Below are 19988 nucleotides of genomic sequence, written 5' to 3' on the forward strand. Positions count from 1 at the left end.
GTCAATATTGACGAAACATGGATCAGCCGGGGTTTCCGACCCCCGTCTGCAGCAGCGCCAGCGCCTCGCGACACAGCCTGTCCAACTCGGGCAGAGAGCGGTCCTCCCCCAACATCCAGACCTCCATCGCACCGAAGACCGCCGCGGCGATGCACCGCGCGGTCACCGTGATGCGCATGCGCTCTTCTGTGCCGGGTGCCTGCGGATCCTTGGCGGCCATGCGCTCTTCGATGGCCTCCGCGAAGTCCGCCTCCACCTGCCGGATGTGCCGCACGATCCGGCCGGGGTCGAGGTCCTGAGCCCGCATCGCCGCGATCTGGGTGACGGCGGAGTCGTCGTACGGAGCGGCCGAGATCGCCGACTGCACCGATTCGATGATGGGCTCGTCCGGCGATCGCGCGGACAGAGCCGCACGGAACCAGTGCAGTCCGGCGTCGTAGTCGGCGAACAGCAGATCGTGCTTGGACGAGAAGTGCCGGTAGAACGTCCGAAGTGAGACGCCAGCATCGGCGGCGATCTGCTCGGCCGAGGTCTCCTCCACCCCCTGAGCCAGGAAGCGCACCGCCGCGGCCTGCCGGAGCGCCTCCCTCGTGCGCTCACTGCGCGCCGTCTGGGCAGGCCGGACCATGTCGGTAAAGTACCCCAAGCGCGGCGCTTCCCGACCGGCCGCCGCACGTTGCCCGGGCGCGGTCCTGCACACACGCTATGGTTGCCCGACAATGTGAGTAAGTCACATCGGTCACGACGCGGGGGGCGACGACTGGTGAAGGTCCACCATCTGAATTGCGGCACGATGCGGCCATGGGGTGCAGGCACTCTGGTGTGCCATGTGCTGCTGGTCGAGGCCGACAGCGGGTTGGTGCTCGTCGACACCGGGTTCGGCACATTGGACTGCCGGCGACCTGCGCGCTTCGGCCGGTTCCGGCCCTACTTCTTCCGGCCGTCCTTCGACATGGCCGAAGCAGCGGTGAACCAGGTCGAGGCACTCGGCTACCACCGCGGCGACGTGCGGCACATCATCACCACGCATTTCGACGCCGACCACATCGGCGGTCTGGCCGACTTCCCCGACGCCAAGGTCCACGTCACCAGGACCGAGGTGGACCAGGCGATGCGCTCACCCGCGACGCCCGATCGAGTCCGGTACCGCGCCGAACAGTGGGCCCACGGCCCCGATCTCGTCGAGTACGACGTAACGGGGGAAGCGTGGCGGGGGTTCGCGGCCGCCCGGGAGCTCACCGACATCGGCCCGGGCTTCGTGCTCATCTCGCTGCCCGGACACACCCGCGGGCACGCGTGTGTGGCCGTCGACGCCGGCGACCGCTGGATACTTCACGCCGGGGACGCGTTCTTCCAGGCCGGGACGCTCGAGGGAAAGCCCCGGGTACGGGCGCTGACGGCCTTCGAGCAGGCGGTCGCGGAGAATCGAAAACAGGTGGCGGACAACCACTCCCGGCTCATCGAGCTGCAGCGCCGCAACGAACCGGACCTGATGATCGTCTGCGCCCACGACCCGACGCTCTACGAGCAGGCCGCAGCGCCGCGCTGATCCCGGTGCCCCACCAGGGCGATGGAGGCCTCTACTGCCTCGTCGGTGATGTGACTGAGGCGGCCGCCCTCCTCGACGGTGATCGCGGTCAGTTCACGAAGGCCGCCGAGCAGCATGATGGTGCGCCGCCGGGGCACGGGACCGATACCGGCCGAACGGAATTCGGCACTGTCGCTCAGCGCGTCGACCATGTCGATGAAGTGGTCGAACGCCTCCCGCTGCAGTCCGCGGGCGGCGCTGCCCAGCGCCGGGACGTCACGAATCCAACTGTGCATCAACGCCGATCGCGCCTCAGCCGAGGCGATCCACGCCTCGATGGCTTGCCGCACCTGCTTCTGCCACGGCGCAGCAGGATCGACCGCGGCGCGGATCTGCTGGATCTGATCGGCATTGGCCTCCGACAGCAGCGCGACGAAACACTCGTCGCGGCTGGTGAACTGCTCGTAGAACGTACGCCGGGATGTCCGGGCCCTCCGTACGATCTCCGCGACGGTGGTCTTGGCGTAGCCCTGCTCGGCGATCGACGCCTCCAGACCGTCCAGCAACCGCTGGCGGAAGTCGCTCATGTCAACGGCAGTAGTTGCGGGTCGCGAAATCGAGGGCTTGGCGGTACAGCGGGTCGAGGCCGCGTGTTGTCGTCACCGACGACTTCGCCGCGTCGAGTTCGGCAGGGCACTGCGGCGAGTGCAGTTTGGGCCACTCCTCGGCCATCAGTGTCACCATCTCGCGGTTGAGCGCGTCGATGATCTCCCTCGACCTGGCCAGGTCGGGTGCGTCGGCGGGCGCCGCGGCGGGATCGAACGTCCACTGGGCCAACCGCTGGTACTCGATGCCGACGGTGGCGTCGAGCTGATCGCGGAACGCGGTGGTGACGTATGCGGGGTCGATCTGGAAGTCGAGCGCCTGGCCGGCGACGTTGTCGAGCACCTGTTGCTCGCGCGCTGCGTCGACGACGGCGGTGCGGGTGTGGAACTTGTTGGCTGCGACCGGTTCGGCGATCTGCAGGCGGCGCACCGCGGCGTCGACGAGGTCCGTCACGGTGTGCGTGGGTTGCGCTGCGGCGACCGGGGAGAGCCCTGGGACCAGGGTCACCGCCAGACCGGCGGCGCACGCTACGACCGCACCACGGATGTTCATGGGGATTTATGGTAACCGGCACTCGCGCGCGCCCGTGACACCGCAGGCGTCGACGCCGGCAGCCATGTGTTCGTCGACCTTTCCGGAACGCGGTGGATCAGCCAACGTGCAGTGAAATCTGTCTACCTTGCCGTTGGTTTGCGGCCGGTAGGGTCGCGTGTGGCGATGTTCGATGCCACCGAGGGCGTCGCGGAAGGTATGGGATCGGTAACAGGATCCGTTGTCGGTGAGTACTTTTCGCACCCTGACGCCACATTCGTGAAACCAGTGGTTGGCGGCCCGGGTCCAGAACGCTGCCGCAGTGTCTTTGCGTTCATCGGTGAGCAGTTCGCTGTAGACCAGTCGTGAGTGTGCATCTATCGCGGTGTACAGAAAGCGATAGCCGCACACCAAATGGCGATTGCGGTGGTGTTGATCCGTCGAACGACCTGCCGGTGGGGCGGTCCAGCCAGCGCAGGCGCGCGATCCCGTAGCGGGTCAGCACCCGGCCCCAACGACGGACGATCCTAGGGAGTTGAGTGCCCGGGGCGCGGCCGTCAGGCCGAACGTCAATTGCCTCGCCGCCAGGTGTTAGCCGTAATGACGAGGATGCATCAGGCTGAGTCGCCATACCGGTCACCGTTGGCGGGTCGGCTGAGTTGGCTCACAGGCATCTCGATCCATTAACCGCCCGGGATGAGATTCACTGCGAGCCCCTCGAGAAGTAGCTTGAGGAAGCGGTCCAATTCGGCAGTTCCGTCGTAGGCGGCGAGGGCGGGTGCCAGGGCGCGCACGAGCGGAAATTCGGTGATCGCCAACCGGTGCAGACCGAGACGCAGGACGTGGTCGGTTTCCTCGGGTCGCTCGACGACCTCCTGTAACTCATTGAGGATGTGGCCGTAGAGGAAGCCGAACAGCAGCCGGTAGATGTGGAGCGCGTCGTCGCCCGCGAACCCGGCGGAGATGAGCAGTGCGAGAACGTCTTCGAGCGGGCGCAGCATGCCTGGCGGTCGCTGTCCAAGCGGGGTCGCCAGCGGCCGAGTCACCAGCAGCGGCACCACGTTGGGATGGGTCAGGGCCAACTGTCGGAAAGCGTGCGCGACGTTGCGTAGTTGACCGGCCCAGTCAGGGTCCGCGGTGTCTACCGATAACTTCGCGAGGACGATCTCGGCGACCCCGTCGAGGACCGCGGCTTTGTTGGGGACGTGTCTATAGATCATCACCGGATCTCGGCCCAATGCCTCGCTGAGGCGGCGCATGGACAATCGGTCCACGCCGTCACGGTCGACGATCGCCAGCGCGGTCTGCAAGATCAGCGACCGGTTGAGCTGATCGTTGTCTCGAGCGCCCGCATCGGGTTGTCCACCATCGCCAGTGCTTGCGGCTGGCTCTCCCGGCGAGGTTGTCATTGCCGTCGCAGTTCCTTTCAGCTTCCCCCTCGTCGTCGAGTCCCTGTCGAGGCGGGTCCACACTACATGTTAACGGCATACGTCAACGGTGTGTTCACACTGTTGACAGCGACAATGATGCGGCGTGTACTGGAGGCCTACACCGAAGATCCGAGGCCTCAGCATGATTGTCATCGTTGGATTGATTGTTCTGCTCGTCGCGGTGTTCGTGGGGTTCACCGGCGTACTGGCCAACGCGGGGGCTGCGCATCCGTTGACCGAGAACTTCTCCGTGCTCGGCTATCACGTCACCGGCTCGACCGGGACGTTGTTCCTCTTCGGCATTGTGGTCGGCATGGTGGCGATGCTCGGCCTTTCGGTGTTGCTCGCGGGTGCGCGCCGCACCGCCGGCCGCGGACGCGACGCCCGCCACGAACTCGCCAGGTCGCAGCGCGAAACGACGTTTCTCAACCAGGAACGCGACCATCGCGTCGAACGGCGGTCGATCGACGCAACGACCGACTCGGATACGAACCGCCCACCGGCGCGGACCCCCCGGGGCAGGGTTCGCTTGCTTAGTCGCTTCTCGCGTGACAGACAGCCAACCGAGACCGGACCTGCGGCCGGGCGCCGGTAGCCACTCAGAACCGTTCGAATTCTGTTGATCCATAACGGTTTTTCGTCTCTGAAAAGGACTCAGATATGAGCATCGGAAAAAAGTTCGCCCATAAGGCCCAGGCCGCCAAGGGCGCCACCAAGAAGTACCTCGGGCGCGCCACCGGCAACAACCGGCTGCGCACCGAGGGCGGCGTCGATCAGCTCAAGGCCAATACCAAACAGGCAAGAGACAAAATCGTCGACGCCTTCAAACCGTGACACGACCGCCCCCGACGCCATAACCCACAGCATCGAATCAGGTAAACGTCATGATCGTCCTCGGAATCATCCTCATCGTGCTGGGGTTGCTCCTGCCCAGCCTCGTGCCCACATTCGCGTTCGCGCACATTGTTCTGGTCCTCGGAGTCATCCTCCTGGTGGTCGGCCTGCTGCTCATGGTCATGGGTCGGATGGGACGCGCCGTGGGCGGTCGACGTCACTACTACTGATCGGGCGCAACGCCCACCGCGACGTCAAAACTCGACGGTGGAATTCCCCGGACGTCATGGTCGCCGGACCACGGAATCACGGGGCGTTGATCAATCCTGTACTAATCAATCACCCTCTGCCTCAAATGAATTCACGATGCCGCGCTGCTCGACGGCAGCGATCCCGACTATCGAATCATTCAACCAATTCAAGGAACCGACATGACTTCCACCACCACCGTTCTGATCTTCGTCATCGTGGCCGTCGCACTTGCGCTTATCTCTGCAATCGCGTTGGTGGCGCGAAACAAACGCGCCCAGCATCGTCGTCTCGAAGCCGCCGGCATCCGCAGCAAAGCCACCGATGAATCTCACAAAGTGGGTTAACGTGAAGCACTCGCCGACGAGACCGCGGCGAAGGCCCGCGCAGCGCAAGCGGAGGCAGACGCCAAAGCAGCCCGCGCGGCGGCCCTGCACCACGAAGCGGAGATACGTCGCAACGACGCAAACGCGGCCCGCGACAAAGTGAACGAGACGTTCGAGCGCGCCGACAAGATGGATCCAGACACCCGAACCCGCGATCACACAGCTCGAGAAGACGACGAAACTCGAGCGACTCCTGATGTCACTTCCGTAGCGAGCAACGCATCATCGATTACCAGGGCTAGGAAGCTGGCGAACCCTTTGTCGTGAGTTCGCCATGGCCGCCATACCGAACGGTTGAGTGCGTCTGGCGATTTCTGCGCCGGTTGGCGAACACGTGGGGCTTCACGATGACACGAAATGGGCCCACGCCGCCGATCTTGCCCACGAATGCGACACGCGCTCAATGCCTCATCGACCTGACTCCCTCGATCGGTCACGACGAGCGGACCAGGCACACCACCAATGGCGACACTTCACTGCAGAAAGGACAAGCTATATCAGAGAAATGGGGCATCTCCAGAATCGGCACGCCGATGCTCGAAGTCGGTGAAACCCTCCAGGAGGTTGTCATTCGACTTCAGATCCTGCCCCTACCCCCCTTTGCCTGGACGGATTGCTTCCTCCAGACCGTTCGCGGGCATCAAGTCACCATAATCGGAACAGAGAACCACCCTGACAAGATTGAGGCGGTCGCACGCCCTGCCGAAATCGAGGAAGTCCTCAGAACAATCGACTCCGCGATTGATAACGCGAACAAATACGTCGAGAAGGTGGTGCATGCGCGGCGCCGAACGGACGACGGCGTTACGAAGGGCACGGCCGATGACCGGCGGAATCTGCAGACACAGCTTGACCAACTCGCGGACAGACTGGCCAAGCCCGCATACGCCGACACCGCCGCCTCCGAGTGAGCGCAGCCGCCGCCGGCGGTCCACAACGACCACGACCCGGAGCCCGTTACGCGAGGGCCAGTCGAAAGTAACTTGGCGAGAACGATTTTGCCTTCAGATCGCGTCGGGGTGAACGCCGGACCATCGTCGCGCTGGTCGTTCGATGTGGGTCCAGTTCGCGCGGAGACGAACAACGTGCTGGTTTACATAGCCGCGTTCGCGAACCGATCCTCGGGACAGCTGCGATGTGGATGACGCCGAAGGCGCCCCCCACGGCGCGGCCGACGATGCTGACCGCCGAGCAGGTCGCGGCGGCTCCGGTAGATGAGGTCTTCAGTTGGCTGGATAGTTCCGCGCAGGGGTCGTCCAGCGCGCAGGCGTCTGAGCGGCTGAAGTACTACGGTCCAGCCACGGCTGTTGTCTCGTACTTCCTGGGACAGCGTGCAGGCCATCATCATCGGCGTGATCTTGGCCCCAGTATCGGTCTCGGCTTTGTCAGTGAATTCCGCGCCGAAAAGCAGCCGCGGCGCTGCACACCAGTGTTCGCCACACCGCGACCGTGCGCCGCGACGGCGCGTTCGCCGCACTCGACGTCACCGAACTCGTTCCCGGCGATGGCCTAACCGCAAAGCCGCAGCGAACCCGCGGCCGCGCACATCGTATCCACCGAAGGGCCGCACGCTTCAGTCACCCCGGCGCCGTCACTGCAAGCACCTGAACGATCAGAAAAGGGACTGTGGATCTAGCGGTGTTTTCGGCCTGACACGCTGAGCGATGCTCGAGAAAGGTCGCCGTGATGACGACACGGGATGATGTGACCAAGAGGAAGGCTGAGCAGCAGGCTGCGGTCGAGCTGGTCCGGCTGGCACAAGGAAAGGGCCTGGCGCTGACAGGGCCTGACGGGTTGCTCAAGCACCTCACCAAGACGGTCTTGGAGACTGCGCTCAACGAGGAGATGACCGTCCCAGAAACGTTCGTCAAGGACGCGGGAGCGACCCTTTTCCTTCTGGTCGGCCTTCCGGGATGGGGCCGTCCGAAACGAGAGGCGATCCCGAGAAAAGCCGGCGCCGCCGCGGCATTGACCCTTGATGGCCGGTTTCTGTACTGCCGACCTGACCTGAGCATTCGGCCGACGGGCGTCAACCGCGCTGCTGGCGACACCACCACATCATTGTCGGCCATCGTCGGACCCTCCACCGCCGCGAGATCTGGCCCTGTGTTGGCCCTATAGGCACTGCACGGATCGACTCAGGGTCAAGGCGAAGTGGGGAGTGAAGTCGTCTGAACTGCACAAACTTTGAGTGGCCAGGGCCGGGATCGAACCGGCGACCTTCCGCTTTTCAGGCGGACGCTCGTACCAACTGAGCTACCTGGCCGGAAGGCGCCGGTCTCTCGACCGGGCCAGCCTCACGCCGCAATATTGCGACCCTGACGGGACTCGAACCCGCGACCTCCGCCGTGACAGGGCGGCGCGCTAACCAACTGCGCCACAGGGCCTTACTTGTGCAACCCGACCAACTCGCGTTGCGCGTACCCCCAACGGGATTCGAACCCGTGCTACCGCCGTGAAAGGGCGGCGTCCTAGGCCACTAGACGATGGGGGCCAAGTCCGAATTCCTCCGGGGTACTCACAACCAAGTTCGTTGGGAGCTTCGATAGCTTAGGGTACCGGCACCCGGATCTTCAAACGGCCACCCCCGCAGTATCCTTTTGCAGGCACACACGCCACGCCCCTATAGCTCAGTCGGTAGAGCTACGGACTTTTAATCCGCAGGTCCCAGGTTCGAGCCCTGGTGGGGGCACCACGTCACCCGGCGATCAGCACCAGCGCCGCCACCAGCACCGCGAGCACTGCCGCCGCTCCCGCGAGCAGCGCCACGACGCGCTGCGACGCGTGCGCCGCCCCGTCCAGACAGGCCCGCATCTGCTCGGCCGTCGCGAAGCGCCACCGCGGGTCCGGAGACATCGCGCGCTCGATGGTGGCCACCAACGCGGGATCGAGATCGGGCCGCAGCACCGACAGCGGTGTGATCGCCCCGGCTGCGATTGCATCGGCCAACCCGGTCAGCGTCTCCTGGGGGTAGGCCCGGCGGCCGGTCAGCGCCTCGTAGGCCACGACTCCGAGCGCGTACAGGTCGTCGCTGGGCACTGCGGGCCGACCCGCGATCCGGTCCGCCGGCATGTAGGCCATCGTCCCGAAGACCCGGTTGGTCAGCGTCTGCGGCGTATCTGCACTCTTGGCCACCCCGAAGTCGGCGACTTTCACGGTTCCGAACCATGTGTAGAGCAGGTTGGCCGGCTTGATGTCGCGGTGCAGGACCCCGCTTCGGTGGGCGGCGCCGAGCGCGTCGAGGACGTCGCGGAGGATGCCCCGGACGTGCTGCGCCGGCATCGGACCCCCGCGGGCCAGCGCATCGGCCACGCTGCGCCCCGGCAGGCGCTCCAGAACGATGTAGTGCCGGCCGCGGTGGACGCCTGTGTCGTGCACGGCGACGACGTGAGGATGGTCGACGACGGCCGCTGCGCGGGCCTCGGTGGCGAATCGACGGCGGGTGTCGGGCTGCTCGCTCACCGACGGATACAGGAGCTTGATCGCCACCGGACGGCCCAGCCGCAGGTCCCAGGCATCGCGCACTTCGGCCATGCCACCACGGCCGAGAATGCCTCGCAGCTCGTAGCGACCGCCCAGAACCTCCGGCGCGTGCATGCTTTTCAAGCTAGCCGGTACGGCGCCGACGCAAACCTGACGCGGCCGCGACGAGCCCCTCGTAGGATCGACGTCGATGCTCACCCCACGATCGCAGCGGCCCTGGTTCCGGCGCCATCCCGTGCTGACGATGTCGGCTGCCGCACTGGCCCTCTGGTGGTTGTGGCTGGGGTGGTACCCCGCGGTGATTTTCGTCACCGGCGCGGTGTTCCTCGTCGCGATGCGCCGCCGCAAGAAGGCGGCCGTCATCCGTGACGCCGGGTTGCGCGCCCGCGCCGACTACGAACACCAGTTGACGCTGGCCGGCGATCCGCATGGCATCTACGGCCGCTTCCCGCCCGCCCACTGGGCCGTCATGCCGGTGCGGGCGCTCCCACCCCGATGGTGATCTCCGGGTGCTGCGCGGGGTCGAGCCACTGCAGTACCGACCGCATCTGATCACGGCCGATCGCGACGCAGCCCCACGTCGGCTCACCGTCGGTGACGTGCAGGAAGATGCCCGCGGAGCGGCCGGGCACACGCTCCGGGTTGTGGTCGATCAGCACCGCGTAGTCGTAGATCTCCCCGGAGTCGTAAAGGTTTTCCGCGTCCTCGGAGTCGATCTCGGCGGCGTGGACGTGGGTGTTGTACGTCGGCGAGTCCACGTCCTCGTCCCACCAGTCCTCGTCGGTCGCCACGAAGTACGGCATGCGGGTGCCGGGGTTCTCGCTGCGCCCGAACGCCTGCCCGAGCGGGAACGTGCCCACCGGGGTCCGGAACACGTCGTCGGCCGGGGCGCCGACACCGAGCCGGCCGAGATCGGCAGGCGTGGGGCCCAGCACCACGCGCCAGCGTCCGTCGACCCGCTCGTAGGTCGTCAGCTCCCCGACGGGCGAATCCGGTTCCGGCGCGCTGACGACGATGCGTTGCGCCGACGCGTCGCCGGGGGGTTCGGCTGCGGCACCGCCGGCGGTGCCGGTCGCCAGGATCATCAGCAGCGGAGCGACGGTCAGTTTGCCCAGCACACCGTCGAACGTACGCGCGCTCAGACTTTCGGGCAGTAGAAGTGCGGGTCGTCGCGGTACTCGACTGGTGGAAGGTTGCGCGCCGGCGTCTCCACCAGCGGCGCGTCGACGGGTAGGCGGCCACGCGCGCGATCCCACGCCGAGCGTTTACGCGGGTGCATCAACATCCGCTTCGGCATCAGCCGGGTGCTCAGGTAGACCGCGCGACCGAAGAGTCTGTGCAGCCGCTCCTGCCGGGGCGACCACGAGTACCCCATCAACTCGCGCACCGGCGGGTCGTAGAGGCCGACCGTCGCGAAGTTGAAGAACCGCTGCATCACGGCGATGTTGAGCCGCCACAGCCCGTCCGGCAGCCAGTCGAGCGACGGGTGCTTGGGCATCGTCGAGAGGTCCATCACCTCGCGGGAAGCCCAGTTGTCCTCCAACACGTTGCGGCACATGTGGTCCCAGTACCGCTCGAAGTCCTCCCAGCTTGCGGGCACCGGCCGCATGCTCATGCCGTACATCCGGTACCAGGTGACGTGCTCGTCGAAGAGCTGACGCTTCTGCGCGTCGGTCAGTCCGCCGCCGACCCATTCGGCCGCCAGCAGCGTGGACTTGAAGAACGTGGCGTGCGCCCAGTAGAAGACGTCAGGGTTCAGCGCGCTGTACCGCCGGCCCTGGTCGTCGACGCCCTTGATGCCGATGTGGTAATCGCGGACCTGCGCCCCGGTGCGCGGCGCCCGGTCACCGTCGAAGACCACCCCGCCGATGGGGTACACCGACCGGAACAGCCGGGGCATGCGCTCGAGGAAGAAGATCGAGTGCTGCGCCACCGCGGCGCCGAGCTGCGGATGCATGTTCTGCATGGAGCCCGCCCACGGGCCCTGCAGCATGCCCGTCCACTGCCCGAAGTACTTCCACGTCAGCGAGTCGGGGCCCAGTGCTGCAGGCAGGTCGTCGTAGCCGCCGGTGACCGGGCAGCCGGTGGCGACCGGTGTGTCGGCAGCGGACTCGCTGGTCACCGGGCATGTGGCGGACGTATCTTGAGTCACTGTTCGCGCTACCCCAATTCTGACTACATACGTTGTCAAAACGGAGTCTAGGAGGACCGTGTCGTCCGGTCAACGGCGGGGCAGATGGTCGGGCGTTCCCGTACGGGAGCGCCCCGCGCTGCGCCGCGACGATCTGATCGCCGCCGGCATCGAGCTGCTGGGCAGCCCGGGCGGTCCGAACCTCACGGTGCGGGCTGCATGCCGCGCCGCGGGACTGACCGAGCGCTATTTCTACGAGAGCTTCACCGACCGGGACGACTACGTCGCCGCGGTGTACGACGAGGTCGGCAGCGCGGCGATGGCGACGCTGGCGAAATCGGAGAGCATGCGGGACGCGGTCGAGCGATTCGTCGCGATGATGGTCGACGATCCGGCGCGGGGCCGCGTCCTGCTGCTCGCCCCGGAAGCCGAGCCGGTGCTGGCCCGCTCGGGAGCGCGGTGGATGCCGAACTTCATCGAGCTGCTGCAGCAGAACCTGACCCGCATCACGGACCCGACCACCCAGGCGATGGTTGCCACCGGGCTGATCGGGGCACTCACTGCACTGTTCACCGCGTACCTGGACGGCCGTCTCTCCGCCACGCGGGAGCAGTTCATCGACCATTGCGCGGAGCTGCTGCTGCAGGCCGCCACGCGCTGAATCGCCGCGCGTGTGAGCTCCGGCGCGGCGACTTGAATGTCACCGGCGTACACAGATATATTGAGTGCAACTACGAGGTACAGATAATCGGAGGTGTCATGGCCAAGGATCTGACAGATCTGCAGCTGCTGACCGAACTGGAGCCCGTCGTCGAGCCCCTGGTCAACCGGCACATGAAGATGAAGAAGGACTGGAACCCCCACGACTTCATCCCGTGGTCCGACGGCAAGAACTACTACGCCCTCGGCGGCCAGGACTGGGACATCGAACAGTCGAAGCTCTCCGAAGTGGCGCGGGTCGCGATGCTGACGAACCTGCTCACCGAGGACAACCTGCCGTCCTATCACCGCGAGATCGCGATGAACTTCAGCATGGACGGGCCGTGGGGCTTCTGGGTCAACCGGTGGACCGCTGAGGAGAACCGGCACGGCATCGCGCTGCGCGACTACCTCGTCGTCACCCGCAACGTCGACCCCGTCGAGCTGGAGATGCTGCGCGTCGAGCAGATGACCCGTGGCTTCTCCCCCGGCCAGAACCAGCAGGGCGGTCTCGAGCTGTTCGCCGAGAGCCTGTTCGACTCGGTCATCTACGTGACGTTCCAGGAGCTCGCCACCCGCGTCTCGCACCGCAACACCGGCAAGGCCTGCGACGACCCGATCGCCGATCAGCTGCTGCAGCGCGTCTCCGCCGACGAGAACCTGCACATGATCTTCTACCGCGACGTCTCCGAAGCCGGCTTCGAGATCGCCCCCGACCAGGCGATGAAGTCGCTGCACAAGGTGCTGCGCAACTTCAAGATGCCCGGATACACGATCCCCGACTTCCGCCGGCGCGCGGTCACCATTGCCTCCGGCGGTGTCTACGACCCGCGCATCCACCTCGAGGACATCGTGATGCCGGTGCTCAAGAAGTGGCGCATCTTCGAGCGCGAGGACTTCAACGGCGAGAGCGCCAAGATGCGTGACGATCTCGGCCTTCTCGTCGAGGAACTGCAGGAGGCCGTCGACAAGTTCGAGGTCGCCAAACAGCGTCGCGAGGAGCGGCTGCGTCAGATGGCGGAGAAGAAGGCCGCCAAGGCTCAGCTGGTGGGATCATCGACGTCGTAGCACCCAACTCGTCCCGAGCGGCCCGGTCCCTGCGGATCGGGCCGTTCGACCTTCGCAGCCCGGTCGTCCTCGCCCCGATGGCTGGGGTGACCAACGTCGCCTTCCGGACGCTCTGCCGAGAACTCGAGCTCGCCCGCGCCGGCACCGTCAGCGGACTGTACGTCTGCGAGATGGTGACCGCCCGCGCGCTCGTCGAGCGGCATCCGGTCACGATGCACATGACCACATTCGCGCCCGCGGAATCGCCGCGGTCGCTGCAGCTCTACACCGTCGACCCGGTCAACACCTATGCCGCGGCCAAGATGATCGTCGACGAGAACCTCGCCGACCACATCGACATGAACTTCGGCTGCCCGGTCCCCAAGGTGACCCGCCGCGGCGGCGGCGCCGCCCTGCCCTACAAGCGGCGGCTGTTCGGTCAGATCGTCGCAGCCGCGGTCAAAGCCACCGAAGGCACCGACGTTCCCGTCACCGTCAAGTTCCGCATCGGCATCGACGACGAGCACCACACCCACCTCGATGCCGGGCGGATCGCCGCCGAGGAGGGCGCTGCAGCCGTCGCGCTGCACGCCCGCACAGCCGCGCAGCGCTACTCCGGGACCGCCGACTGGGAACAGATCACCGCGCTCAAAGCGCACGTCACCGGTATTCCGGTGCTCGGAAACGGTGATATCTTCGACGCTCGTGACGCGCTGGCCATGATGGCCGCGACAGGCTGCGACGGTGTCGTGATCGGCCGGGGCTGCCTGGGGCGGCCATGGCTGTTCGCCGAGTTGTCCGCCGCCTTCAACGACGAGACACCGGCGACCCCGCCCACCCTGGGCGAGGTGGCGTCGATCATTCGTCGACACGGCGAGCTGCTCGCTGCGCACTTCGGAGAGGACAAAGGGATGCGCGACATGCGCAAACACGTGGCGTGGTATCTGCACGGGTTCCCCGCGGGAGCCGACCTGCGCCGGTCGTTGGCGCTGGTCAAGACCATCGCCGAGCTGGACGACCTGCTCGGCGAGCTCGATCCCGACGTGCCCTTCCCCGCCGCCGCAAATGGCCCGCGCGGGCGCCAGGGGTCGGCGGCATCGGTGTCACTGCCGCAGAACTGGCTCGACGATCCCGACGACTGCGCGGTCCCCATCGGCGCCGACGTGATGCATTCAGGCGGCTGACCGGCTGCTTGACATGTGTCTCGAGTGGATATCGATCGTCGGCTGACGCCCTCCGTCGGCTAGCTCTCTCTCAGGATGTCTCAGTACGATGAGATGCCAATGTGCCCGGCCCCGAACACGGGGGCGGGACCAGTGTGTATTGAGTTGGGGATGGCGCTCACCCGAGGTGTGTGTCGCCGCCATCGAGACGCCCGCGGAGCAGTGGGAGCTGAAAGGCCGGTAGACGATGAGTGACGGTGATCACGCCACTCCCGGCCGCCCGGATTCCGACGATCCCGACCGCGACAACGAATGGCTTACCCGATCGTCGCGGCCCGCACCAGGCGCCGCGCCGTGGGAGCGCGGAACCGATCCCGCTGACGAGGACACCGCGACCCCTCGCCGGGACGACGAATCCGCGCCGATCACCGTCGCCGACCTGATCGCCAAGATCCACGGCGAAGACGCGCCGATCCCGGAGCCCACCCGCCACCACCGCGCCGAGCCAGAGGCCGAGCCGGAACCCGAGCCGGAGCCGGAACTCGAACCCGAGCCCTACCCCGCCGACGAGTTCGACACCACGATCCTGCCCGCCCTGGACCCCAGGCCCTCGGAGCTGCCGAACCTGACGGCCACACCGGCGGCGGCGCCCGAGGACCCGACGGCAGACCGGCCACGGCACAACCGCAGCGTCATCGCCGGGCGGGTCGTCGCAGCGCTGGTCGCGGTGCTGGCCCTGGTGCTGACGGGCGGCGCCTGGCAGTGGCAGTCGTCCAAGAACAACCTGCTCAACCGGGTCTCGGCGCTCGACCCGGACTCCCGCGACATCGTCGACCCCAATGCGCAGTTCGGCGACGAGAATTTCCTGATCGTCGGCACCGACACGCGCATCGGCGACAACAGCGAGATGGGCGCAGGCACCACCGAAGACGCTGCCGGGGCCCGCTCGGACACGGTGATGCTGGTCAACATCCCGGCGAACCGTAAGCGCGTGGTCGCGGTGTCCTTCCCCCGCGACCTGAAGATCGAACCGATGAAGTGCGAGGTCTGGAATCCCGAGACCCGCCAGTACGGGCCGATCTACGACGAGGACACCGAATCCTGGGGTCCCGAAGAGGCGTACACCGAATACAAGCTGAACTCCGCATTCGCCGTCGGCGGACCCAAATGCCTGGTGAAGGTCATCCAGAAGCTGTCGGGTCTGCACGTCAACCGGTTCATGGCCGTCGACTTCGCCGGCTTCTCCAAGATGGTCGACGCGCTCGGCGGTGTCGAGGTGTGCAGTTCGACGCCGATCGAGGACTACGAGCTGGGCACGGTGCTGGCCACCGCGGGCCGCCAAGTCGTCGACGGGCACACGGCCCTGAACTACGTGCGAGCCCGGCAGGTGACCACCGAGACCAACGGTGACTACGGGCGCATCAAACGCCAGCAGCGGTTCCTGTCGTCGTTGCTGCGGTCGCTGATCTCCAAGGACACGTTCTTCTCCTTGTCGAAGCTCAACAACGTCGTGAACATGTTCATCAACGACAGTTACGTCGACAACCTCGACACCAAGGACCTGGTCGACCTCGGTCAGTCCGTGCAGGGCGTCAACGCGGGCCGGATCACGTTCGTCACCGTGCCGACGGTCGGCTACCCCGACGAGTACGGCAACGAGATCCCCCGCACCGATGACATGCGCGCGTTGTTCGACGCCATCATCAACGACGACCCGCTGCCCGAGGAACGCAACGCCGACAACACCCCGGTCCCCGGCGCTCCAGCGTCGCCGACCAACGGCGCACCCGCAGCGCCGGCGCCGACGGATGGCGAGGTCGTCGAGGCCGTGGCGACCAACCCCGCCGACGTGACCGTGCGGGTGTCGAACTCGACCTCCGAAACCGGTCTGGCCTCCGACGCCGCGGACGCGCTGCGGACCCACGGCTTCGTCATCACCGATCCCGACGACTATCCCGGCCCGCTCGACCACACCACCGTGTTCTTCTCCCCCGGTAACGAGGAGGCGGCTGCGACCGTGGCATCGTCGTTCCCCGACCCGACGATCGAGCGATCCAGCGGACTCGGCGACGTCGTACAGGTCGTCCTGGGCAAGGACTACTCGTCTGTCGGCGCGCCGATTCCCAGCGGCGCCACCGTCAAGGTGCACGTACTGCGCGGGTCCAAGAACACCGCCAGCGCGCTGCCCGAGGACCTGACCGTGACCAACGCCGCGGACACATCCTGCGAATAGCAGGCGGCATTCACCTGGCGTTCACCCCGCGGCTCGTGACGATCTGTGCAGGTAACCCGTAGGCTTTTGGTCATGCGTACCGCTTACCACGAGCAGCTCGAAGGCCTCAGCGCCCAGCTCGGCGAGATGTGCGGACTCGCGGGTGCTGCCATGGAGCGCGCCACGCAAGCCCTGCTGCAAGCCGACCTCGCCCTCGCCGAGCAGGTGATCACCGACCACGAACAAATCGTCTCGATGAGCGTGCGAGCCGAGGAGAGCGCGTTCGTGCTGCTGGCGCTGCAAGCCCCGGTCGCCGGCGACCTTCGCGCGATCGTCAGCTCGATCCAGATCGTGGCCGACGTCGACCGGATGGGTGCGCTGGCCCTCCACGTCGCCAAGATCGCCCGGCGCCGTCATCCTCAGCACGCGCTGCCCGAAGAGGTCAACGGCTACTTCGCCGAAATGGGCCGCGTCGCAGTCGAACTCGGCCAGAGCGCCCGAGAGGTGTTGGTATCGCGTGATCCGGAGAAGGCGGCGCGCATCCGCGAAGAGGACGACGCGATGGACGACCTGCATCGTCACCTGTTCACCGTGCTGATGGACCGCGAATGGCGCTACGGCGTGGCCGCGGCGGTCGACGTGACACTGTTGGGCCGCTTCTACGAGCGCTTCGCCGACCACGCCGTGGAGATCGCACGCCGCGTCATCTTCCAGGTGACGGGGCACTCGCCCGACGAAGCGGAGCTGCCGGCCTCCCGCTGAGGCCCCGCGCGAGTTCTCCCCGCGAGCAGACGCAAAATCGCCCCATTTCGCGAGAGATGGGGCGATTTCGTGTCTGTTGGCCGGGTCTGCTGACGGGAGGAGGCCCCGGCAAGCCTCAGCCGAAGCGGCCGGAGATGTAGTCCTCGGTCGCCTTCTGCGTCGGATTCGAGAAGATCTTCTCGGTGTCGTCGATCTCGATGAGCTTGCCCGGCTTGCCCGTCGCCTCGAGGTTGAAGAACGCCGTCTGATCGCTCACGCGGGCGGCCTGCTGCATGTTGTGGGTGACGATCACGATCGTGAAGTCCTGCTTCAGCTCGGCGATGAGGTCCTCGATCGCCAGCGTCGAGATCGGGTCCAGCGCGGAGCACGGCTCGTCCATCAGCAGCACGTCGGGCTGCACGGCGATCGCCCGGGCGATGCAGAGCCGCTGCTGCTGCCCGCCGGAGAGCCCGCCGCCGGGCTTGTCCAGCCGGTCCTTCACCTCGGTCCACAGGTTCGCGCCCTTGAGGGAGCGCTCAGCCACCTCGTCGAGGGTCTTCTTGTTGCGCACGCCCTGCAACTTGAGTCCCGCCACCACGTTGTCACGAATCGACATGGTGGGGAACGGATTCGGCCGCTGGAACACCATGCCGATGGTCTTGCGCACACCGACCGGGTCGACGCCGGCGCCGTAGATGTCCTCACCGTCGAGCAGGACCGAGCCTTCGACGCGCGCGCCCGGGATGACTTCGTGCATCCGGTTGAGCGTGCGCAGCACCGTCGACTTGCCACAGCCCGACGGTCCGATGAACGCCGTGACGCTGCGCGGCGGCACCGACATCGACACGTCGGCGACGGCGTGGAAGGCGCCGTAGTAGATGTTGACATCTTTCAGATCGAGACGCTTGGCCACGGTGTTGTCTCCTAGACCTTCTTGGGGGAAAAGAACTTAGCGATGAATCGAGCGCCGACGTTGAGCAGCGCGATGACGATGATCAACGTCAACGCCGCGCCCCACATTCGGTCGGTGGGAACCGGATTGGCGCCGGCCCCGGCGGAGGTCTGGTCGTACATCATGCCGGGCAGCGACCCCATGAACCCGCTGAACATGTCGAAGTTGATGGCCTGCGAGTAGCCCACCAGGATCAGCAGCGGAGCCGTCTCACCCATCACGCGGGCCAGGGACAGCAGGATGCCGGTGACGATCCCCGACATCGCAGTCGGGATCACGATGGCCGCGATCGTCTTCCATTTCGGCACGCCCAGTGCGTAACTCGCCTCGCGGAGATCCATCGGGACGATGCGCAGCATCTCCTCGGTGGAGCGCACGATGACCGGAATCATCAACAGCACCAAGGCAAGCGACACGGCGATACCCGACCGCTCGAACCCCAACGTCGCCACCCACAGCGCGTAGATGAACAGCGCCGCGACGATCGACGGCACACCGGTGAGGATGTCGACCATGAACGTGGTGAGCTTGCCCAATCTGGTGCCGCCGCCGTACTCGACGAGATAGATACCGACGAACACGCCGATCGGGATCGAGATCACCGCGCACACCGCGGCCTGCAGGAGGCTGCCGACGATCGCGTGATAGGCGCCGCCGCCGGCGGCGAACGCTGTCATGCCCGCCTGGGAGTTCATCCACCACGTGCTGGAGGTGATCACGCCGATCCCCTTGGCCACCACGGTGTAGAGCACCCAGAGCAGCGGCACCAGGGCCACGACGACCGAGGCCGTCACCAGGACGGTCGCCACGGTGTTGGTGACCTTGCGGCGTGTGCTGACGCCCTGGAACGTCGGAGCTTTGACGGGGCGGTCCAGCGTCGGCGAACTCATGATGCAGACCGGTCCTTTCCGGAGACCGCGGCGCGGGCCAGCGAATTCACCACGAAGGTCAGGATGAACAGCACGAGGCCGGCCGCGATGTAGGCGCCCGCCTTGTACTGGTCGTTGAATTCCGATGCGGCAGCGGCGATCTTGCTGGCGAACGTGTAGCCGGCATCGAACAGCGTCCAGCCGAACGCGGACTGTGTGCCGCGCAGGATGATCAGCAGGGCGATCGTCTCACCGAGCGCGCGACCCAGGCCGAGCATCGCGCCGCTGATGTATCCCGACATCCCGAACGGAAGCACGGTGGTGCGCACCACCTCCCAGCGCGTCGCGCCGAGTGCCAGCGCCGCCTCGATCTGTCCGCGCGGCGTCTGGACGAACACCTCGCGCGTGACAGCGGTGATGATCGGAAGGATCATCACCCCCAACACGATTCCGGCGGTGAAGATCGTGCCGCCGCCGGCGACCGAGGCGTTGCCCGTCCCGAACAGGAAGAACCAAGCCCCGACGTTTTCGTTGAGCCACAACGCGACCGGCCTGATCACCGGCGCGAGCACGTAGAGGCCCCACACGCCGTAGATGATCGACGGCACCGCGGCGAGCAGATCCACCATGTAGGCGAGCGGACCGACCACCCGCTTGGGCGCGTAGTTCGTCAGATAAATCGCGATACCCAACGCGATCGGCATGGCCAGGACCAGTGCGAACACCGACACGAACACGGTGACCTGCAACAGGTCCAGGATGCCGAACTGCATGGCCGAGGTGTCGGTGGTGATCCAGTTCCCGCCGTACAGGAAGAAGTTCTGCTCGTTGCGCGCCAGCGCGGGGATCGCCCGCCAGAGCAGGAAGAACCCGATCGCGGCGATGATCGCGACGATCAGAACGCCTGAGCCCTCGGCCAGTCCGCGGAAGATCCGGTCGCCCAGGCGCACCACGCCGTTGCGCGAAGGGTCCGTGGAGATCGGCGTCGGCTCGGGGTGGGGTGCGGCCAGGGCCTCACCCGACCCCGCGCCCGTCGGATTGGGGATAGTCACAGAAGTTCCGTCAGAACCCTTCTCGATACTGTTGAACGTCATCGGTGTCTGGCACCCATCCTCGCCTCGAACTCG

General features: G+C 66.3%; 22 protein-coding genes, 4 tRNA genes and 2 pseudogenes. 13 read left to right on the forward strand and 15 right to left on the reverse strand.

From position 1 onward, the window contains the following. Nucleotides 1-22: 22 nt before the first annotated feature. Nucleotides 23-628 (reverse strand): TetR/AcrR family transcriptional regulator, encoded by a 606-nt coding sequence (locus tag ACZY1G_RS08400; protein WP_463815065.1) that lies wholly within the window; start codon nucleotides 626-628, stop codon nucleotides 23-25. Nucleotides 629-763: 135 nt separating this feature from the next. Here ACZY1G_RS08400 and ACZY1G_RS08405 point away from each other — a divergent pair, with 135 nt between their 5' ends. Beyond that, nucleotides 764-1549 (forward strand): MBL fold metallo-hydrolase, encoded by a 786-nt coding sequence (locus ACZY1G_RS08405; protein ID WP_463815064.1) that lies wholly within the window; start codon nucleotides 764-766, stop codon nucleotides 1547-1549. On the opposite strand, the gene ACZY1G_RS08410 is transcribed toward ACZY1G_RS08405, so the two are convergent. The 4 genes and pseudogenes from ACZY1G_RS08410 to ACZY1G_RS08425 all read right to left on the reverse strand — a co-directional run bounded on the left by ACZY1G_RS08410 (nucleotide 1522) and on the right by ACZY1G_RS08425 (nucleotide 4074). Beyond that, complete coding sequence (locus ACZY1G_RS08410) at nucleotides 1522-2115, reverse strand: TetR/AcrR family transcriptional regulator (RefSeq protein ID WP_463815063.1); 594 nt, start codon at nucleotides 2113-2115, stop codon at nucleotides 1522-1524. The two genes, ACZY1G_RS08405 and ACZY1G_RS08410, sit on opposite strands and share 28 nt — an antisense overlap. A 1-nt stretch (nucleotide 2116) precedes the next feature. Further along, nucleotides 2117-2686 carry a chorismate mutase gene (locus ACZY1G_RS08415; RefSeq protein ID WP_463815062.1) on the reverse strand — a complete coding sequence of 190 codons (570 nt, stop codon included), beginning with the start codon at nucleotides 2684-2686 and terminating at the stop codon, nucleotides 2117-2119. 96 nt (nucleotides 2687-2782) lie between these two features. Beyond that, nucleotides 2783-3194: pseudogene (locus ACZY1G_RS08420) on the reverse strand (DDE-type integrase/transposase/recombinase); the annotation flags it as partial. Nucleotides 3195-3348: 154 nt separating this feature from the next. Next, a complete protein-coding gene (locus ACZY1G_RS08425) occupies nucleotides 3349-4074 on the reverse strand; it encodes a TetR/AcrR family transcriptional regulator C-terminal domain-containing protein (protein WP_463822109.1) in 726 nt (241 codons plus the stop codon). 163 nt (nucleotides 4075-4237) lie between these two features. On the opposite strand from ACZY1G_RS08425, the gene ACZY1G_RS08430 reads away from it, so the two are divergent. From ACZY1G_RS08430 to ACZY1G_RS08440, 3 genes are all read left to right on the forward strand, one after another. Beyond that, nucleotides 4238-4690: a hypothetical protein gene (locus tag ACZY1G_RS08430; RefSeq protein ID WP_463822110.1), complete on the forward strand. Its 453-nt coding sequence runs from the start codon at nucleotides 4238-4240 to the stop codon at nucleotides 4688-4690. Nucleotides 4691-4755: 65 nt separating this feature from the next. Next, the gene (locus tag ACZY1G_RS08435; RefSeq protein ID WP_463822111.1) at nucleotides 4756-4929 is read left to right on the forward strand and encodes a CsbD family protein; all 174 of its coding nucleotides are present in this window, start codon (nucleotides 4756-4758) and stop codon (nucleotides 4927-4929) included. 50 nt (nucleotides 4930-4979) lie between these two features. After that, nucleotides 4980-5159 carry a DUF6131 family protein gene (locus tag ACZY1G_RS08440; RefSeq protein WP_463815058.1) on the forward strand — a complete coding sequence of 60 codons (180 nt, stop codon included), beginning with the start codon at nucleotides 4980-4982 and terminating at the stop codon, nucleotides 5157-5159. 105 nt (nucleotides 5160-5264) lie between these two features. On the opposite strand, the gene ACZY1G_RS08445 is transcribed toward ACZY1G_RS08440, so the two are convergent. Next, nucleotides 5265-5723: a hypothetical protein gene (locus tag ACZY1G_RS08445; protein WP_463822112.1), complete on the reverse strand. Its 459-nt coding sequence runs from the start codon at nucleotides 5721-5723 to the stop codon at nucleotides 5265-5267. 218 nt (nucleotides 5724-5941) lie between these two features. On the opposite strand from ACZY1G_RS08445, the gene ACZY1G_RS08450 reads away from it, so the two are divergent. Next, entirely contained in the window at nucleotides 5942-6475 is a 534-nt protein-coding gene (locus ACZY1G_RS08450; protein ID WP_463822113.1) for a hypothetical protein, read from the forward strand. 775 nt (nucleotides 6476-7250) lie between these two features. After that, nucleotides 7251-7415 (forward strand): annotated as a pseudogene (locus tag ACZY1G_RS08455) (IS256 family transposase); the annotation flags it as partial. 341 nt (nucleotides 7416-7756) lie between these two features. Here ACZY1G_RS08455 and ACZY1G_RS08460 read toward each other — a convergent pair. The 3 genes from ACZY1G_RS08460 to ACZY1G_RS08470 form a co-directional block, all read right to left on the reverse strand. Continuing rightward, nucleotides 7757-7830, reverse strand: a tRNA-Phe gene (locus ACZY1G_RS08460). A 47-nt stretch (nucleotides 7831-7877) separates the two neighbouring features. After that, a tRNA-Asp gene (locus ACZY1G_RS08465) sits at nucleotides 7878-7951 on the reverse strand. Nucleotides 7952-7985: 34 nt separating this feature from the next. Next, a tRNA-Glu gene (locus ACZY1G_RS08470) sits at nucleotides 7986-8058 on the reverse strand. Nucleotides 8059-8183: 125 nt separating this feature from the next. Between ACZY1G_RS08470 and ACZY1G_RS08475 the strand changes: the two genes are divergently transcribed. Further along, a tRNA-Lys gene (locus ACZY1G_RS08475) sits at nucleotides 8184-8259 on the forward strand. A 2-nt stretch (nucleotides 8260-8261) separates the two neighbouring features. Here ACZY1G_RS08475 and ACZY1G_RS08480 read toward each other — a convergent pair. Then, the gene (locus ACZY1G_RS08480; protein ID WP_463822114.1) at nucleotides 8262-9161 is read right to left on the reverse strand and encodes a serine/threonine-protein kinase; all 900 of its coding nucleotides are present in this window, start codon (nucleotides 9159-9161) and stop codon (nucleotides 8262-8264) included. Nucleotides 9162-9237: 76 nt separating this feature from the next. On the opposite strand from ACZY1G_RS08480, the gene ACZY1G_RS08485 reads away from it, so the two are divergent. Continuing rightward, nucleotides 9238-9549, forward strand: coding sequence for a DUF2510 domain-containing protein (locus ACZY1G_RS08485; protein ID WP_463815053.1), 312 nt, complete (start codon nucleotides 9238-9240; stop codon nucleotides 9547-9549). Here ACZY1G_RS08485 and ACZY1G_RS08490 read toward each other — a convergent pair. Both ACZY1G_RS08490 and ACZY1G_RS08495 read right to left on the reverse strand, forming a co-directional pair. Next, on the reverse strand, nucleotides 9515-10165 hold the full coding sequence (locus ACZY1G_RS08490) for a L,D-transpeptidase family protein (RefSeq protein ID WP_463822115.1): 651 nt from the start codon (nucleotides 10163-10165) through the stop codon (nucleotides 9515-9517). The genes ACZY1G_RS08485 and ACZY1G_RS08490 overlap by 35 nt on opposite strands. Before the next feature lie 20 nt (nucleotides 10166-10185). Continuing rightward, entirely contained in the window at nucleotides 10186-11199 is a 1014-nt protein-coding gene (locus tag ACZY1G_RS08495) for an oxygenase MpaB family protein (RefSeq protein WP_463822116.1), read from the reverse strand. A gap of 58 nt (nucleotides 11200-11257) precedes the next feature. On the opposite strand from ACZY1G_RS08495, the gene ACZY1G_RS08500 reads away from it, so the two are divergent. The 5 genes from ACZY1G_RS08500 (at nucleotide 11258) to phoU (ending at nucleotide 17061) form a co-directional block, all read left to right on the forward strand. After that, nucleotides 11258-11839 (forward strand): TetR/AcrR family transcriptional regulator, encoded by a 582-nt coding sequence (locus tag ACZY1G_RS08500; protein ID WP_463815050.1) that lies wholly within the window; start codon nucleotides 11258-11260, stop codon nucleotides 11837-11839. A gap of 98 nt (nucleotides 11840-11937) precedes the next feature. Next, entirely contained in the window at nucleotides 11938-12945 is a 1008-nt protein-coding gene (locus ACZY1G_RS08505; protein WP_463815049.1) for an acyl-ACP desaturase, read from the forward strand. Continuing rightward, nucleotides 12933-14108, forward strand: coding sequence for a tRNA dihydrouridine synthase DusB (gene dusB / locus ACZY1G_RS08510; RefSeq protein ID WP_463815787.1), 1176 nt, complete (start codon nucleotides 12933-12935; stop codon nucleotides 14106-14108). Before ACZY1G_RS08505 ends, dusB begins: the two co-directional genes overlap by 13 nt. A 226-nt stretch (nucleotides 14109-14334) precedes the next feature. Further along, the gene (locus tag ACZY1G_RS08515) at nucleotides 14335-16320 is read left to right on the forward strand and encodes an LCP family protein (RefSeq protein ID WP_463822117.1); all 1986 of its coding nucleotides are present in this window, start codon (nucleotides 14335-14337) and stop codon (nucleotides 16318-16320) included. A 72-nt stretch (nucleotides 16321-16392) separates the two neighbouring features. Then, complete coding sequence (gene phoU / locus ACZY1G_RS08520; RefSeq protein WP_463822118.1) at nucleotides 16393-17061, forward strand: phosphate signaling complex protein PhoU; 669 nt, start codon at nucleotides 16393-16395, stop codon at nucleotides 17059-17061. A 115-nt stretch (nucleotides 17062-17176) separates the two neighbouring features. Here the strand turns inward: phoU and pstB are convergent, their stop codons facing one another. The 3 genes from pstB to pstC are packed head-to-tail and all read right to left on the reverse strand — an operon-like array spanning nucleotide 17177 to nucleotide 19955. Further along, a complete protein-coding gene (gene pstB / locus ACZY1G_RS08525) occupies nucleotides 17177-17953 on the reverse strand; it encodes a phosphate ABC transporter ATP-binding protein PstB (protein WP_463815046.1) in 777 nt (258 codons plus the stop codon). 11 nt (nucleotides 17954-17964) lie between these two features. After that, nucleotides 17965-18882, reverse strand: coding sequence for a phosphate ABC transporter permease PstA (gene pstA, locus ACZY1G_RS08530; RefSeq protein ID WP_463815045.1), 918 nt, complete (start codon nucleotides 18880-18882; stop codon nucleotides 17965-17967). Further along, entirely contained in the window at nucleotides 18879-19955 is a 1077-nt protein-coding gene (gene pstC, locus ACZY1G_RS08535) for a phosphate ABC transporter permease subunit PstC (RefSeq protein WP_463822119.1), read from the reverse strand. The genes pstA and pstC overlap by 4 nt, the downstream gene beginning before the upstream one ends. Between the last annotated feature and the right edge of the window lie 33 nt (nucleotides 19956-19988).

It is taken from the genome of Mycobacterium sp. IDUB_5 (assembly GCF_055419565.1).